Origin of the sequence: Christiangramia aquimixticola, assembly GCF_048285835.1 — a bacterium.
Taxonomy (GTDB): domain Bacteria; phylum Bacteroidota; class Bacteroidia; order Flavobacteriales; family Flavobacteriaceae; genus Christiangramia; species Christiangramia aquimixticola.
The window spans coordinates 168,929-186,023 of sequence record NZ_JBLVTL010000005.1; the positions used below are offsets into that span (position 1 = coordinate 168,929).

Here is a 17,095-nt window from a genome sequence, read left to right on the forward strand (position 1 = left end):
TGTCCTCCAATAAAGGCACAAATCGGAAAGTTCCGAATTCTTTCTTATCAAATTCCTTAGCCGACTTTCTAACAAACAAGGTCATGGTTTGAACATCAACTCCTACCGGGATTACCAGCCTACCTCCTACTTTTAACTGACTAAGCAGGTCTGTAGGGACCTCAGGTGCACCCGCGGTAACGATGATCTTATCGTAAGGAGCATATTCCGGAATGCCTTTATAGCCATCCCCAAAACTCAGATATTTTGGTCGGTAACCAAGTTTCCCCAGAAACACTTTGGTTTTTTTGTAAAGTTCGCGTTGACGTTCTATACTGTACACCTTCGCTCCAAGCAAACAAAGCACTGCGGTTTGATACCCGCTTCCCGTTCCAACTTCCAGTACTTTCTCCCCTTTTTTGATCTGTAATAGTTCAGACTGGAATGCAACCGTATAAGGTTGAGAAATGGTTTGATCGGCCGCAATGGGAAAAGCTTTGTCCTGGTAAGCATGGTCTTCAAAACTACTGTCCATAAACAAATGCCGGGGTATCTGGCCTATTGCCTCCAGTACCTTTTCACTGGTGATCCCCTTTTTTTGCACTGTCCTAACCAGCTGTTGTCTTTTGCCCTGATGTCTGTAAGTATCCTTCAACCCGATATGCTTTATTCAGGGTGTAAAATTAGGCAAAGCAGGTGAGTATTCCCAAGTAAAAAGCACCCGTGATTTGGTCCAAAATTGTAAAGTATTTAATATCAAAATGCTATTTTTGTGAAAAATGCAATAAATATGCTGAAAGCGGGAGTCCTTGGTGCGGGCCATCTTGGAAAAATTCATCTTAAATTACTTAAACAGTCTAAAGAATTTGAACTTATAGGCTTTTATGACGCCAACCAGGAAAATGCCAGAAAGATCGAAGAGGAGTTTGGTTATAAAAGATTTGATGATCTTGACCAGTTGATCGCTGAAGCTGACGTTATTGACGTGGTTACTCCTACTCTGTCTCATTTTGAAGTAGCCAAAAAAGTGATCACCGCCGGTAAACATCTGTTTATTGAAAAACCTATCACCAATACTTATGAAGAAGCTGAAGAGCTTATTGCCCTTGCTGAAAAACATGGCGTAAAGGGACAGGTTGGTCATGTGGAAAGATTTAACCCTGCATTCCAGGCCGTTTCACACAGGATCGAGAATCCAATGTTTATTGAGGCGCACCGCCTGGCTGAATTCAATCCGCGTGGGACTGATGTTCCCGTGGTTCTGGATCTTATGATCCACGATATTGATGCGGTAATGAGCGTTGTAAAGTCTGAAGTTAAAAAGATCAATGCCAGCGGAGTTTCCGTTATTAGTGATACTCCGGATATTGCAAATGCCAGAATCGAATTTGAAAATGGTTGCGTGGCCAACCTTACCGCCAGCCGTATCTCGATGAAGAACATGCGAAAATCACGATTCTTTCAGCGGGATGCTTATATCTCTGTAGATTTCCTGGAGAAAAAATGTGAAGTGGTAAAAATGAAAGATGCTCCACAGCAACCGGACGATTTTGCCATGATCCTTCAAAATGCTGAAGGTGTCAAAAAACAGATATATTTTGACAATCCTGAGGTTTCTCCAAACAATGCCATTCTGGAGGAACTGGAAAGTTTTGCCGAGGCCATAAATAATGATAAAGAACCGGTGGTCACCATGCAACAGGCAGCCATGGCGCTGAAAGTTGCCAATCAGGTGATCGCTAATTTTAATGTATAATAATTAATTCTGAAGACTAAAAAACACCGTCAGCCTGAACTCCTTTCAGGATCTTTTTAAAGTAGTTGAAACATGTTCAGCCTGACGAAAATCTTCAGAACCATAAAATCTTATAAAATGAAAAACGTTGCAGTAATAGGTGCAGGAACCATGGGGAATGGGATCGCACATACTTTTGCCCAAAGCGGATACAAAGTTCAGTTGATCGATATTTCAGAAGAAGGTCTTACAAGAGGAATGGATACCATTTCCCGAAATCTGGACCGAATGGTTTCCAAAGAAAAGATTTCTGAAGATGATAAAAATCAAACTCTGGAGAACATCAGTACTTTTACCAGTGTTGCAGAAGGTGTGAAAAACGCCGGCCTTGTGGTAGAAGCAGCAACAGAAAATACTGAGTTAAAGCTGAAGATCTTCCGCGATCTTGATGCTCATACTTCTGAAGATACCATTCTGGCGACCAATACCTCCTCTATTTCCATAACACAGATCGCTTCTGTGGTATCCAATCCGGAAAGAGTGATTGGGATGCACTTTATGAATCCGGTGCCAATCATGAAGCTGGTAGAGATCATCCGTGGTTATAACACCAGCGATAATGTGACTAATGAGATCATGGATCTTTCTAAAAAACTGAACAAAGTACCGGTAGAAGTTAATGACTATCCGGGATTTGTTGCCAACAGGATCCTTATGCCTATGATCAACGAGGCTATTGAAACCCTTTACAACGGGGTGGCCGGAGTTTACGAGATCGATACGGTAATGAAGCTGGGAATGGCGCATCCAATGGGTCCACTTCAGCTAGCCGATTTTATTGGTCTTGATGTTTGTCATTCCATCCTTGAGGTGATGTACGACGGATTCAAAAATCCAAAATATGCTCCATGCCCGCTACTTACAAATATGGTTAGAGCAGGAAAAATTGGAGTAAAATCCGGAGAAGGATTCTACGATTATTCTGAAAGTAGGAAAGCAGAAAATGTTTCTTCGCAGTTTAACAGCTAGAAATTAGTATTGAGTAATTAGTATTGAGTATTGAGGTTTCTCGCGCTGTTCGAAAGGACATATAGCAAGTCATTTCGACCGAAGGGAGAAATCTCTATTGAAGCAAAATTTAAAATTTGACAAAAATTCTTCCTTTTAAAGCAGTAAGACCAGCGCCCGCTTATGCGGGCCTTGTTGCTTCTCGCTCTTACGAGAATTACTCTGAAGCAGAGCTGAGAGCGCAACTGGAATACAATCCATATTCCTTCTTACATATTATCAATCCGGGTTACAAATTTCAGCATGAAATAGGCGGAGAAAAACGCTTTGGAATGGTTAAGAACCGTTACCTGGAATTCAAGGAGGAACATATATTTATTCAGGACGAATCACCTTCTTATTACATCTATAAGATCCAGACCCGTGAAGGCAGTTGTTGCGGAATTATCGCTGCCGCAAGCGTTGAAGATTACGAACAGAATGTGATAAAAAAGCATGAAGACACCATCGCCCACCGCGAAGAACTTTTCAAAGAGTATTTAAAAGTTGTAGGTTTTAATACCGAACCGGTTTTATTGACCTATCCGGACGATCCAATTATTAATCAGCTGTTGGACGAACGCATGCATACAAGGCCTGAATATGAATTTGCCACGGCTAATAAAGAAATTCATTCCCTGTGGTTGATCGACGACCCGCAGAATATTCAGAAAATTCAGGAACAGTTTGCCCAAATGGAGAAGATCTATATTGCAGATGGGCATCACCGCAGTTCCTCATCCTGGTTACTTGCAAAGGAAAGTAAAAACAGTAATCCGAATCATACCGGCAAAGAGGCATATAATTTCTTTATGAGTTACCTTATTTCTGAAAGCAATCTGAAGATATTTGAGTTCAGCAGATTGATCAAAGATCTCAACGGGCACACCAAGGAGGAGTTTCTAATCAAGCTTGACGAATGGTTCAGAATAGAAAATCGCGGATATGAGGTTTACAAACCATCCAAAAAACATCATTTTAACATGTACCTGGATGGGGAATTTTATTCTTTATATCTACGTAAAACCAACTACGAATTCACCGATTCTCTTAGCGAACTGGATTCTTACATCCTATATGAGAAGATCCTGAAACCTGTATTAGGTATCCGTGATCTGCGTTATGATAACCGTATAGAATATGTGCATGGGCGAAATGATCTTATAGAATTAAAAACAAGAGTAGATAGCGGGGAATTTGAAGTTGGCTTTGGAATGCTACCTGCAGGGATCGAAGAAATCAAGCAAATAGCTGATGAAAATTTGACCATGCCGCCAAAAAGTACTTATATTGAGCCAAAATTACGCAGCGGTCTTACGATCTATGAATTTTAGACCCTGCCAAACCAACCAACCTGCCCTACCGGGTTATTTGATCCTTAATTTAAAATTAGAATAAAGGATGAGCATTGCAGAAAATATTAAAAAATATAAGAGCGAACTTCCCGAAACGGTGAAGCTAATCGCGATCTCCAAAACCAAGCCTAACGAGGATCTCATGGAGGCCTATAACGCAGGGCAACGCATCTTTGGGGAAAATAAGATACAGGAGATGACCACCAAATGGGAAGAACTTCCCGAGGACATCGAATGGCATATGGTTGGTCACGTACAGCGCAACAAGGTGAAATACATGGCGCCTTTTGTAAGTTTGATACATGCTGTGGACAGTTTAAAACTGCTCAAAGAGATCAACAAACGCGCGAAGCAAAATGACAGGACTATCAATTGTCTGCTCCAGATAAAGATCGCTGAAGAAGATTCCAAATTTGGGATCACAGCTGCCGAAGCCAGAGAAATTCTGGAGTCAGAAGCTTATGCCAACATGAATAATGTAAAGGTTACCGGCCTTATGGGAATGGCTACTTTTACTGAAGATGAGGAACAGGTACGGGCAGAATTTCAGCGTCTTAAAACTGTTTTTGAAGAGCTTAAGTCTGATTTCCCGGAACTTGAAGAGATCTCCATGGGAATGAGCGGGGATTATAAAATTGCGGTTGATTGTGGTTCCACCATGGTGAGGATTGGAAGTAGTATTTTTGGGGAACGGAATTATAATTAACGAAGAAAGAAGTATTTGTACGCGATATTAGACATAGAGACCACAGGTGGCAAGTATAATGAAGAAGGGATCACCGAGATTGCAATTTACAAGTTTGACGGGCAAAAGGTGGTAGACCAGTTTATTAGTCTGGTTAACCCTGAACAACCTATTCAACCTTTTGTAGTGAACCTTACGGGCATTAACAACGAAATGTTGCGCAATGCTCCCAAGTTTTACGAAGTTGCAAAACGAATCGTAGAGATCACCAAAGATTGTATTCTGGTCGCACATAATGCAAAATTCGATTATCGTATCCTGCGCACAGAATTCCGCAGGCTTGGCTTTGATTTTGAACGTAAGAGCCTGTGTACGGTAGAACTTTCTCAAAAACTTATTCCCGGACAAGCTTCCTATAGTTTAGGAAAGCTGGTAAGATCACTTGGTATTCCTTTAAGCGACCGTCACAGAGCGGCAGGCGATGCTCAGGCAACTATTAAATTATTTAAAATGCTGCTCGCCAAGGATGTTGAAAAAGACATCATGAAAGAGCATGTACGCAAGGAGCCGAAAAAACGACTTGATACAAAACTGGTCTATATCCTTGAGGAATTACCTTCAGAAACCGGAGTTTACTATTTCCATGATGAGAACAGCGAGATCATTTATGTAGGTAAATCAAGAAATATCCGTAAAAGGGTAAATCAGCATTTTACGAATGACAATCCCAAATCTATGGAAATGCAAAAGCATGTCGCTTCAGTTTCCTATGAACTTACCGGGAACGAATTGATCGCCCTGCTTAAAGAAAATCAGGAAATAAAAGAGATCAAACCAAAGTATAACCGCGCTCTAAAAAAGAATATTTTCACCCATTCACTTTATCATTCGGTAGATGAAAATGGGTATATAAATTTAAGAATAGCACGGGCTACCAAAAATCAAAACAGCATTACCACCTTTAGTTCGTTAAGAACGGCAAAGGTCACTCTGGAAAGATGGGTGCAGGAATATGAACTTTGTGAGCGACTTTCCGGCCTGCATGGTGGTGAGGGAAATTGTTTTGGCTATACCATTAAAAGTTGCCGCGGCGCCTGCCTGGAAGAAGAAACTCCTGAAGTTTACAATGAGCGGGTACGCAAACTAATTAACCGCTATTCTTATGAAAATCAAAACATGCTGCTTGTTGGAAGAGGCCGTGAGATTGATGAAAAAAGCGCTTTGCTAATTGAAGATGGCGAATTTAAAGGTGTGGGGTATTTTAACCTCAACCACCAAATAAATAATCTGGACATTATCAGGTCTATTATTACCCCTATGAATAATAACCGTGATGCCGAGCATATCATTCAAAGTTTCCTTAGAAAGAAACACAATTTTAAAATAATCCAATTATCAATTCATGAATAAGTTTTTAGGGGTCTTCCTATTTTTTTCCAGTTTAGTTAGCGCACAAAGTTCAAATTATGATTCTGCCACAGAGGAGGTTTCCATTGGAGATCTGAAAGCAACAAATTATGCAGGTGATACTCTGGCTAATGCAGTCTACATTTACGAAAAAGGTTTTACCGAATTTGATGACAATGAAGATTTTGATCTGGTCACCAAATATGCCGCTAAAATTAAAATTCTGAATAAAGATGGTATGGATGCGGCCACTATTGAGATCCCTCTGTCCAAATCATCCGACGGAAAAAAACAGGTGAAGATCAAAGACCTGAAAGCTTACACCTATAAGCTGGTAAATAACATCATGACCAAAAAGAGTTTGAGTCCGCAGAATGTGTTTACCAAAGACAATGGGAATTATGATCTCAAGACCTTTACTTTCCCGGATGTAGCACCGGGTGATGTACTTTACTATTCCTATAAACTGGTCTCCCCGTTTGTCTTCGATTTTAAAACCTGGTATTTTCAGGAAGACATTCCTAAGATGCATTCTGAATTTACGGCAAAGATCCCGGCAAACTATGAATATCACACCGTACTTTTTGGAGGTTTAAAACTTAGCTCCAATGATGCCAGTGTACATGAGAACTGCATTAGTTTTAATCTAACCGCTTCCATGGCAGATTGTATTGAAACGGTATATGCAATGGACGATATTCCTGCTTTTAAGGAAGAAGAGTTTATGACCAGTGCAATCAATTACAAAAGCCGGATCGAATTTGAACTAAAACAAATTACCAGACTTGATGGCTATGAAATTAAATACACCAAAAGCTGGGAAGATACAGATAAGGAAATAAGAACTTCTTCAAACTTCGGGAAACAATGGAAAAGGGATAACCTTGTAGATGAAATTCTACCTGAAGAGATCAGAGCTCTTCCAAATGATCTGGAAAAAGCGAAAAAGATCTATTATTACGTTCAGGAGAATTATAACTGGAATGGAAAGTACAATATCCACCAGGAAATGAATCTGAAGGACATTGTTAAAGACCATACCGGGAATGTACTGGCGATGAACAGTCTTTTGCATAATTTATTCGATGCTGAAGGTTTTGAAGTTTATCCCGTAATGGCGTCAACCCGTAATTTTGGATTCCCTCCAAGAACCCATCCGGTACTTTCAGAATTTAATTATTTCTTTGTTCACCTAAACCTGGACGGGAAAGCTTATAATCTGGACGTTACTGAAAATAACCTTGATTTTGGAAGACTACCCTTCAGAGCCCTGAATAGTTACGCCAGGCTTATCGATTTTGAGAATGGCAGTTCCTGGATAGATATAGAACCTGAGACTTATTCAAATTATGTTTTTAGAGAAATCATAGAGGTACAGCCTAATGGAACCTCAACCGGGGAATCCACCCATCTGCTTGGTGGATATCACGCCTTGAGATTCCGTAATATGATCGCTGAAACCAGTAAGGAAAACGTTTTTAAAAACCTTTCCAAACCTCAGTCCCACACTACTACAACAAAGATCGATTATGTTAATCTTGACGATCCGGAAAAACAACTTCAGGTTAAGTATGAATTACATAATAAATCTCAAAAGATCGAGGACCTTATTTATCTGAATCCGTTTAGTTTCAAGTTTTTTCAGAAACATCCTTTTAATCTCGAAAAACGAACCTATCCTATAGATTTTGGATATAAAGATTCTTATATGTATTCGGCAATCATCACAATTCCGGAGAATTATAGTGTGACTACTTTACCAGAACAAAAAGCTTTTACTTTACCTGGAAGAACCGGCGCTTTAATGTTCTCTGCAACTCAGGTTTCAGAAAATACCATAAACGTACAATGCAGGCTGAATTTTAAGCAGGCAATTTATGCCCCGGAATATTATGAAGGCTTAAAAATTCTTTTTAATGAGATCATGGCAATACAGGACCATTCTCTTATTGTACTAAAAGAAAATAGTTAAATTAGAGGGTGCTAAAACTTAACCTTTGAGGAATAAAGAAAATTATCCAAAGTGGAAGGCGCGTTTACATGAGGTGATCTACGAAGCCGATACCCCTGTCGGGAAAACCTTCGACATTGCCCTATTAGTCGTCATCCTGATTAGTGTTGCCCTGGTAATGATGGAAAGCATTTCGTGGATGCTCGAAAAGTATGCTTTCGAATTTTACGTTGCAGAATGGGTGATCACGGCCATTTTCACCATTGAATATATCCTTAGGATTATTAGTATCAACCAGCCAAAGAAGTACATTTTTAGTTTCTATGGGATAGTAGATTTGCTTTCCACCATTCCAAGTTATATAGGTTTCCTGTTTGGAGGTGCCAATTTACTATTTGCCATACGAGCACTCAGGTTACTGAGGGTTTTCAGGGTACTTAAAATCAGCCGCTATATTGGAGAATCTCAAAAGCTCATTTCAGCCTTAAGAAACTCCAAAGCCAAGATCCTGGTATTTCTTTTTGCTGTGGTTATTATTTGTGTGATCGCAGGGACTTTAATGCATCTGGTGGAAGGTGAAGCCGGTGGATTTGACAATATTCCCCTTAGCATCTATTGGTGTATCGTAACCCTTACCACTGTGGGATTTGGTGATATTGCACCCATCACTCCCTTAGGTCGGTTTATCGCTTCTTTTATAATGATCACCGGTTATGGAATTATAGCTGTTCCTACGGGAATTGTAAGTTCAGAATATAGTAAAGCAATGGATACTCCTAAAAACACTCAGGTTTGTCCCAATTGTGCTGAATCCAAACACCTGGATAATGCCGATTTTTGCCATTCCTGCGGATATAAAATAAATGACTAATTATCTGGTAAATATTGTGGGCCCTACGGCAATAGGGAAGACTGCCCTTTCTATAGAAGTGGCGAAACACTATAGTACTGAGATCATTTCAGCCGACTCCAGGCAGTTCTATAAGGAAATGAATATTGGAACGGCGGTGCCCGAACCTGAAGAATTAAATGCTGTCCCACATAATTTTATTCAGCATAAATCCATCGAAGAAACCTACAATGTTGGGGATTTTGAAAAAGATGCTATTGCTAGACTGACTGAAATTTTTTCGGAAAATAAGCTTGCGGTGATGGTTGGTGGTAGCGGATTATTTACCAAAGCCGTTATCGAAGGCCTGGACGACTTTCCTGAAGCCGATCCGAAAATACGGGAGAATTTGAATGAACATCTGGAAAAAGATGGAATAGACTGGCTGCAGCAGAAGTTATTTATTCTGGATCCAGACTATTACCGAATTGCCGATGTTCAGAATCCGCATAGGTTAATAAGAGCCTTAGAGATATGCATTGCTACCGGTAAACCATTTTCTTCCTTCCTGAACACAAAAAAGGATTCCCGGGACTTTAAAACTATTAGCATTGGTCTTACCGCTGAGCGAGAACTTATATATGATCGTATCAATCAGCGAGTGGATATAATGATCGAAACCGGACTTGAAGAAGAAGCCCGAAACCTGTTTCCATACAGAAAATTGAATGCTCTGAACACCGTAGGTTATAAAGAGTTATTCAATTATTTTGAAGGGAATTCAGATCTGGATACTGCCGTGGCAGAGATAAAAAAGAATACCCGAAGGTTTGCCAAACGACAACTTACCTGGTTCAGGAAAGATGAAAGTATCAAGTGGTTTGACAGGGATACCAAACCTGAGGAGATACTGGCCTATATAGATTTCCAGATCAATATTTAAAGATAATCCTTTCGGTTTCCAGACCTTCACTGGTATATAATTTTAAAACATATACCGCTTCCTGCATTGGTTGAAGATCCATCGCGTAATCCCTTATCTCCGGACCATAATTTTTAGCAGTTATAAACCTGCCTCTGTGATCAAAGACCTCGATCCTGTAAATAGTAATTTCAGCAGGGGTGGCCACTTTAAAATTACCGGTATTGGGATTTGGATAAACAAATATATAATCACTTTCCGGCACAACCCCTGAACAGATTCCAGGCCCTGCCGTTACATTTATTTCTACATTGGCCGTATTTGTATTCCCGGCGACATCTATTGCCGTTATTACAATAGTATTTTCGCCCAGATATTTACAGGTAAAATCAGACCTGTTCAGGCTATAGACCACTTCTCCCCCACAATTATCATAAGAGCCTATATCTATATCTTCGAAAGTAAGAGTAGCTCTACCACTGGAATCAAGTTCAATGTCCATACCGGTCACCAAAATAGTAGGCGGAGTATTATCCCGTATGGAAACCTGAAAAGTACAGGAATCGGATTGATCTCCGGATGTGACACTCAGGGTTACCTCAACTTCGGCGAGATCTATAATGGTTCCAGGTGCCGGAGTTTGCTTGATTTGAGCTCCTTCTCCGTTTAATAAAACTGCCTCCTCCCTATAATCAGGTAAAACAAATTCACAATTTGAATTGAACTGTTCCAGTTTATCTTCGGGGCAGGCGATCTCGAGTTCATCGTCCTTTACTATGATAATACTAAAATCACAGGTGGATATATTCCCGGCAGCATCTGTGGCTTCAAGATAAATAGTTGTGTCATCGGTTATTATGGTGCCGGCATTTGGAGCTTGAGTAACCACCACTCCGGGACAATTATCTGATGCTATATTGGAAGTATAATCGGTAATGGTATATTCTCCAGAGGCGGGCAATGGGGTAATAATATCTGCAGGACAATTAATTTCTGGAGCTTCAGTATCCATTAAAACGATATTTATATCACAGCTTTGAGTTTGCCCCTCATAAGTGGCCGTTACCCTAACACTTGAAATTCCGGAATCAATTATAGTATTAGCTGAAATATTCTGACTAAGTTCAGCTTCAGCAATGGAAACATTCACAGCATCAGAAAGATCCGGCATGAGATACTCACAATTGTCATTAGGATTAATGATAATTTCCTCAGGGCAGTCGATCATCAATATATCTTCCGGCACCACCTCTACTTCTATCAAAATTTCACAGGAAGTCTCATTTCCTGAATCATCACTCACCAGGATCTCAACTATGGTTGATTCAGTAATTTCTGTGCCTTCTGCCGGCTGCTGAATAATATTTAAAGATGGATCACAGTTATCTGAAATTTCAAGTTCAGATATATAATTTGGAAGTGTATAAGTGGTTCCCTCATTTATAAAAACCTTTTCGGCCTGGGCTTCACAATTAAAAATCTCCGGTGCAATAGAATCCCTGATCTCCACTTCAAATTTACATTCTCCCACTATTTCGCCGCCTTCCCCTTCTAAAATTTGCAGAGTTACTGAAACCGTATTCACCGATTGAACCTCTGTTTGCTCTATCACCGGATTCTCTACATTCTGAATATTTTTAATCCTATCCCGATAATCCGGGATTACTACCATACAATTCACATCCCTTTGCAGAGCCTCAAAATCAGTTTCGGCCGGGCAATCAAAAGTTGGCTCCTGCTCTTTTGTTAGTTTCAGGATAACATCACAGGTTTCTTTATTCCCGGAAGCATCGGTAGCGGTTACTCTAATTTGATAAGTTCCCTCTTCGGTATATTCGGTTCCGGCTACTGGTGACTGACTAATACTAATATTTTCGACGGAAGTACAGTTATCGCTTAACCTGCTTTCATCGATCAACTCGCCTAAGGTATATGAACCATTCGCAGGAATACTCGCTTCTATCGCTTCAGAATAACAATTTATAACCGGCTTAGTATTATCTACAATGTTTAAAGTTGCTGTACAGGATGCTTTCTCGCCTGTTTCAGTTTTTGTTGCATTTATGGTAATCTCTTTTTGACCGATATCTGTACAGGAGAAAGAATATTCTGAAATCTCAAATTCGATTCCGCTGATATCTCCAAGTACAAGATCTTCTACCGACACTAAGGTATTTCCCGAACCGGCATCCAGTACTACTGAAAAATTATCGACACAGTTAATACTGAAATCTTCCACTTGTTCTACAATAATATTAAAGCTACAGCTGCTTGTTTGAGCATTATCATCTGTAACCTGAATATTTACCGTCGTAGAATTTTCAATTTTCGTGCCTGCAGCCGGCGACTGACTATAATCTGGCGAAGGATCACAATTGTCACTATACTGAAGGCTCTCACTATAATCCGGAATCTCATAGGTTTCACCTTCCTTAAGCTTGATTGTTACCGGATCCTGAGGACAGTTCTCAATAACAGGCTTTTCATTATCTGTAACAATTATTTTAAAACTGCAGGTAACCGGATCGTTCACACCGTCATTGGCTTCATAGCTTATAACTGTCTCTCCTACCGGAAAAAGGTCTCCTGAATTTAAACCTGAAGTATCTGTTCGTGTTGGGGTGATCGCGCCACTATCATCGCTTACAGTCGGTGTGTCAAAAGTTACTATTGCTCCACATTGACCGGGATCATTATTATGCGAAATATTTGAAGGACAATTATCAAATTTTGGAGGGGTATCCTCCTCCTCACGGGTGATTATTACATCAAAACTACAACTGGCAATATTTCCATTCCCATCGTTTACTTCAAAAGTATTGGTTGTAGTCCCGACAGGAAACTTTTCTCCGGATGCTTTTCCAGCAGTTTGTATAATACTACCTGCCGGGCAATTATCGGTAAATCCCGGTGGAGTATATGTTATAATTTTACCGTCTTCCTCAAAAGCCACACTTTCATTTATATTTCCGGGACAATTAGTAACTACCGGCTTTTCATTATCTGTAACAATTATTTTAAAACTACAGGTAACCGGATCATTCACGCCATCATTGGCCTCATAGCTAATAATTGTCTCTCCTACCGGAAACAGATCGCCCGAGTTTAAACCAGAAGTATCTGTTCGTGTTGGGGTGATCGCGCCACTGTCGTCGGTTACAGTTGGGGTAGCAAAAGTTACTATTGCTCCGCATTGACCAGGGTCGTTATTTTTTGTAATATTTGAAGGACAATTATCAAATTTTGGAGGGGTATCAACTTCGGCAGCTTCAACTATAATTAAAAATGAACACGAGGCAGAATTTCCAAAATTATCGGTTGCGGTATATTCTACCGTATTTGTTCCCACAGGAAATTGACTGCCGGACGCAAGACCCGCAGTCCTTTGTAAATTCATTCCACATAAGTCTGTTGCAGCTGGTAAAGCATAGGTTACAGCTTTTGAACTCTGACCTTCATCGGCCTGAACGGTTATGTTGGAAGTACAGGCAATAACCGGTGGTGTAAGGTCAAAAGCCGGAGTGCGATTGTAAATCTCAACTTCAAATTCGAGACGTGAAGGGAAAAAACTATGGGTAAGAAAATTTTGAATATGCGTTCCAAAGATTTTTGAATTGTCCACATACATTTTATCACAAAGATTGAATGTAAGGTCAATAGGGAAATCGATCTTTTCTGTAATACTGGGCTTAGGTACTTCCTGGGAATTAAACAGTTTGATATAAAAAGCATCATCTTCAACTCCATCTCTAATATCATGTGAAAGTTGCAATAAATCTCCCAAATCAAAGTCGGTAGATAATCTTATAAACTCTTCAAAATTTACCCGGTTGCTGTACTCGATCACATGAATAAATCCAAACTGATCGATTACCACACTTCCCGGAGAATCGATATTAGGCAGCTTACCCTTTGAGCTAAGATTCTGATCGTAAATTTCAACTGAACCAGTTCCGTTACCCGCCTGACTTACATAAACCTTTTTTGTAATATCACTAACGGCGATCCGGTATGGAATAGTAATATTATTATTCACTGCTTTTACATCCCCGGTTACTTTATCTACAATTCTAATTCGGCTTGAAGGGGTGCTCTCCGGACCTTTTTTTCCATCATTGTGTTCAGCTATATATAGATATTGATCATCTACATCTATCCCCATTGGCCTGAAATAGGAAGTAAGAACAGATCTAAGGTAATTACCATCCTGGTCATAGACTTTGATCTGTCCGTTATCTTTATATGTATCTCCCCCGGCAAAAAAATCGGCAACATAAATTAATCCATCATCATCCACTGCAATATCCAGGGGACTTTTAAGGCCTGAAATAAAATTATTCCGGACATTCCCCCCATCAGGATCCCGGCGTTGAACACCATTTCCAAAGGTTAAAATGTATAAGTAGTTGGACGGCCCGGTTGCCACCGCGATATTAATATCTTCAGAATTTAAAGAGGCAACGGTAACACTTGGCATGCTAAAAGCATCTTCCCATTTGTACGTAGGAACTGTTGTTGCAGGATTCTGAGCAAAATTTTGCCCGGCACAAAGAAAGATTATTAGACAAGCGTAAAGCCTTAGGAGAGTACTCGTTTTATGGAAAAATATATAGGCAGCACTTATCAATCTCAAGCATGTTTAGAATGCTATAAAGATAGGTATTGTAAGAAAACCGTTCTTAATTTTATGCTAAGATTACTTTAAGAAGTTTAGGGCAACTTCTTTTAAAGAATTCCGGGATATTAATTATATCAATTTAGGGCGAGATGAGATACTGCATCACAGGTATTCTGTGATGCAGCACATCCCGGAAACTGAAAATTTCACACTATGCTTCGGTCTCTTCCTTGTTCTTTACAACAAGTCTGAATCCTTCACCGTGGATATTCAAAATTTCCACATTTTCGTCCTTTTTCAGGTATTTTCTAAGTTTTGCTATATATACGTCCATACTTCTGGAAGTAAAATAGTTATCGTCTCTCCAGATCTTAGTCAAGGCCAATTCACGAGGCATAAGGTCGTTTTCGTGCAATGCAAGCAACCTTAATAATTCGTTCTCTTTAGGAGATAACTTCTGTGGCTCTTCCTCTCTAAAAGTAAGGAACCTAAGTTTTGAGTTCAGGTGGAAATCACCAATCTCGAATTCGAACTGCTTGGAATCAGCAACACTATCTGTAGCCTTACGCTGCATGATAGCCTTGATCTTCATAAGTAACACTTCTGAATCGAATGGCTTGTTAAGGTAATCATCGGCTCCAACTTTGTAACCTTTCAACACATCTTCTTTCATAGCCTTAGCCGTTAAGAAGATGATCGGGATTTCCTCGTTTTTGTCACGAATTTCCTTAGCCAGGGTGAACCCATCTTTGTAAGGCATCATAACATCCAGGATACAAAGATCGAAATCATCTTTCTTGAATTTTTCGAATCCTTCCATTCCGTTTTTAGCATGTGTTACCTCGTAATCGTTCATTGCAAGGTAATCCTTAAGGACAGTTCCAAAGTTTGGATCATCCTCTACTAATAAAATTTTCTTGTTTTCAGTTTCCATATATTAAGATATTAGTGGTAGTTTAATTATAAAGGTACTTCCTTTTCCTTTTTCGCTATTTACAGTGATCTCACCATGATGGTCGTCTATGATCTGTTTTGCATAAGCAAGACCAAGACCATGACCTTTTACATTGTGTATATCACCGGTATGTTCGCGATAAAATTTTTCAAATATTTTCTTTTGAACCAGTTTGGACATTCCAATTCCCTGATCCCTTATTTCACAATAAATATAATTCTTGACGTTGGTTGTATAAATATCGATCTTAGGTGAATCTTCAGAATATTTAATAGCATTGTCAAGAATATTCACGATCACATTGGTTAGGTGATCCTGATTCGCAAGTATCGAGGACCGTAATGCCCCAAAATGCGTTTGTATATATCCACCCCGGTCTTCCACGATTAGCTCTACATGAGTAACCGCATCGCTTATGATATCGTGTAACTGATGTCTCTCCTTTTTTAGATCCAGTTCGTTCTTTTCAAGTTTTGATATTCTTAGAACGTTTTCAACCTGTGCGTGCATTCTTTTATTCTCATCCCTTATCATTTGCAAATACCTTGAAACCTTGGATTGATCGGCTACAACCTTTGGATTCTTAATCGCATCCAACGCAAGGTTAATAGTTGCAATAGGAGTCTTGAACTCATGCGTCATGTTATTTATAAAGTCAGTTTTGATCTGGGAGATCTGTCTTTGTTTTATTAACTGAGTAAGAGCACTTGAGTAGGCAATCACAATTATCAGAGTAAAAATAATGGACAAACTCGCCATCAGGATTACTGAAGAAAGTACAGCTTCCTTCTTATTAGTAAGATTTACAAGGAGCCGGTAAGGGCTATTCCCTGCACTATCCACAAACAATGGTACCGCATAGGTAGCCGGGTGATCCAGACTAAAATTCTCTGAATGCAGATTAGTAGCTATGGAATTATTATAAACACCAAATTCAAATGCTGTTTTAAGATCCCTGTCTTTTAATTCTGCTGCCAGTAATTCTGCGATCTTTTCTCTGGAAACCCTTTTATGTACCGGGATTCTTACAAGTAATTCTGAAATAGCCGATCTCAAAATATCCTTTTCCACCTCTTCCATCCGCGATAAGCGCTCTATATGCTCAATTCGCTGTCTGGCACTAAGGTTATTTCCTTCTAAGGTGTTTTCCTGAACAATATCAGTCACCTTTTTATTGATCATCTTGGTGAACCTGATGCTATCCTCTGCAAATTGTAAGAAACCTGATGAAACTTTGTAATCTTCTTCCAGTATAGTTTCTGAATTAAAGTAGGTTTCATTACGGGCTTCATCCCTTTTGGTATAGAAATATTCTGTAAGAGTTTTATCGCTAAGCTTGCTATTGATGCTATCCGGATTTTTGAACTGGAAATAATAGTTCTCGAATTCGCTTTGCTGAATAGCTTCAGATACGCTGATCAACGCTTGTTTGGCATTATAAGAAAACTGTTCCTCTCTGTCGTCAATAGTGCTTTTAATCCAGTATCCCTGAACAAAAATAATACCGATTAGGGAAAGGCTCATCAGCGCAACGAGAAGGACAAAAAGCTTCTTATTCATGCGGTCAAAAGTAATATTTTAACATTTAGAGGTTAAAGTGTTTAACCAAATG

General features: G+C 39.6%; 12 protein-coding genes. 8 read left to right on the forward strand and 4 right to left on the reverse strand.

Features of this window, described 5'->3' with window-relative positions; all coding sequences use genetic code 11:
* A partial coding sequence (locus ACNKXV_RS11660; protein ID WP_417907910.1) for a protein-L-isoaspartate(D-aspartate) O-methyltransferase occupies positions 1-634 on the reverse strand: 634 nt, incomplete at its 3' end.
* A 135-nt stretch (positions 635-769) separates the two neighbouring features.
* On the opposite strand from ACNKXV_RS11660, the gene ACNKXV_RS11665 reads away from it, so the two are divergent.
* From ACNKXV_RS11665 to miaA, 8 genes are all read left to right on the forward strand, one after another.
* Entirely contained in the window at positions 770-1,735 is a 966-nt protein-coding gene (locus ACNKXV_RS11665) for a Gfo/Idh/MocA family oxidoreductase (protein ID WP_417907968.1), read from the forward strand.
* Positions 1,736-1,852: 117 nt separating this feature from the next.
* A complete protein-coding gene (locus ACNKXV_RS11670; RefSeq protein WP_417907911.1) occupies positions 1,853-2,743 on the forward strand; it encodes a 3-hydroxyacyl-CoA dehydrogenase family protein in 891 nt (296 codons plus the stop codon).
* A gap of 116 nt (positions 2,744-2,859) precedes the next feature.
* Positions 2,860-4,095 (forward strand): DUF1015 domain-containing protein, encoded by a 1,236-nt coding sequence (locus ACNKXV_RS11675; RefSeq protein WP_417907912.1) that lies wholly within the window; start codon positions 2,860-2,862, stop codon positions 4,093-4,095.
* A gap of 67 nt (positions 4,096-4,162) precedes the next feature.
* Positions 4,163-4,822, forward strand: a complete 660-nt coding sequence (locus tag ACNKXV_RS11680) for a YggS family pyridoxal phosphate-dependent enzyme (protein ID WP_417907913.1) — start codon at positions 4,163-4,165, stop codon at positions 4,820-4,822.
* A 15-nt stretch (positions 4,823-4,837) separates the two neighbouring features.
* The gene (locus ACNKXV_RS11685; RefSeq protein WP_417907914.1) at positions 4,838-6,211 is read left to right on the forward strand and encodes an exonuclease domain-containing protein; all 1,374 of its coding nucleotides are present in this window, start codon (positions 4,838-4,840) and stop codon (positions 6,209-6,211) included.
* Positions 6,204-8,180 (forward strand): DUF3857 domain-containing protein, encoded by a 1,977-nt coding sequence (locus ACNKXV_RS11690; protein ID WP_417907915.1) that lies wholly within the window; start codon positions 6,204-6,206, stop codon positions 8,178-8,180. The genes ACNKXV_RS11685 and ACNKXV_RS11690 overlap by 8 nt, the downstream gene beginning before the upstream one ends.
* 25 nt (positions 8,181-8,205) lie before the next feature.
* On the forward strand, positions 8,206-9,030 hold the full coding sequence (locus tag ACNKXV_RS11695) for an ion transporter (protein ID WP_417907916.1): 825 nt from the start codon (positions 8,206-8,208) through the stop codon (positions 9,028-9,030).
* On the forward strand, positions 9,023-9,931 hold the full coding sequence (miaA, locus tag ACNKXV_RS11700) for a tRNA (adenosine(37)-N6)-dimethylallyltransferase MiaA (protein WP_417907917.1): 909 nt from the start codon (positions 9,023-9,025) through the stop codon (positions 9,929-9,931). The genes ACNKXV_RS11695 and miaA overlap by 8 nt, the downstream gene beginning before the upstream one ends.
* Here miaA and ACNKXV_RS11705 read toward each other — a convergent pair.
* From ACNKXV_RS11705 to ACNKXV_RS11715, 3 genes are all read right to left on the reverse strand, one after another.
* Positions 9,921-14,543: an HYR domain-containing protein gene (locus ACNKXV_RS11705; RefSeq protein ID WP_417907918.1), complete on the reverse strand. Its 4,623-nt coding sequence runs from the start codon at positions 14,541-14,543 to the stop codon at positions 9,921-9,923. The two genes, miaA and ACNKXV_RS11705, sit on opposite strands and share 11 nt — an antisense overlap.
* 196 nt (positions 14,544-14,739) lie before the next feature.
* Positions 14,740-15,462 carry a response regulator transcription factor gene (locus tag ACNKXV_RS11710; RefSeq protein WP_417907919.1) on the reverse strand — a complete coding sequence of 241 codons (723 nt, stop codon included), beginning with the start codon at positions 15,460-15,462 and terminating at the stop codon, positions 14,740-14,742.
* Between the two features lie 3 nt (positions 15,463-15,465).
* Entirely contained in the window at positions 15,466-17,043 is a 1,578-nt protein-coding gene (locus ACNKXV_RS11715) for a sensor histidine kinase (protein WP_417907920.1), read from the reverse strand.
* Between the last annotated feature and the right edge of the window lie 52 nt (positions 17,044-17,095).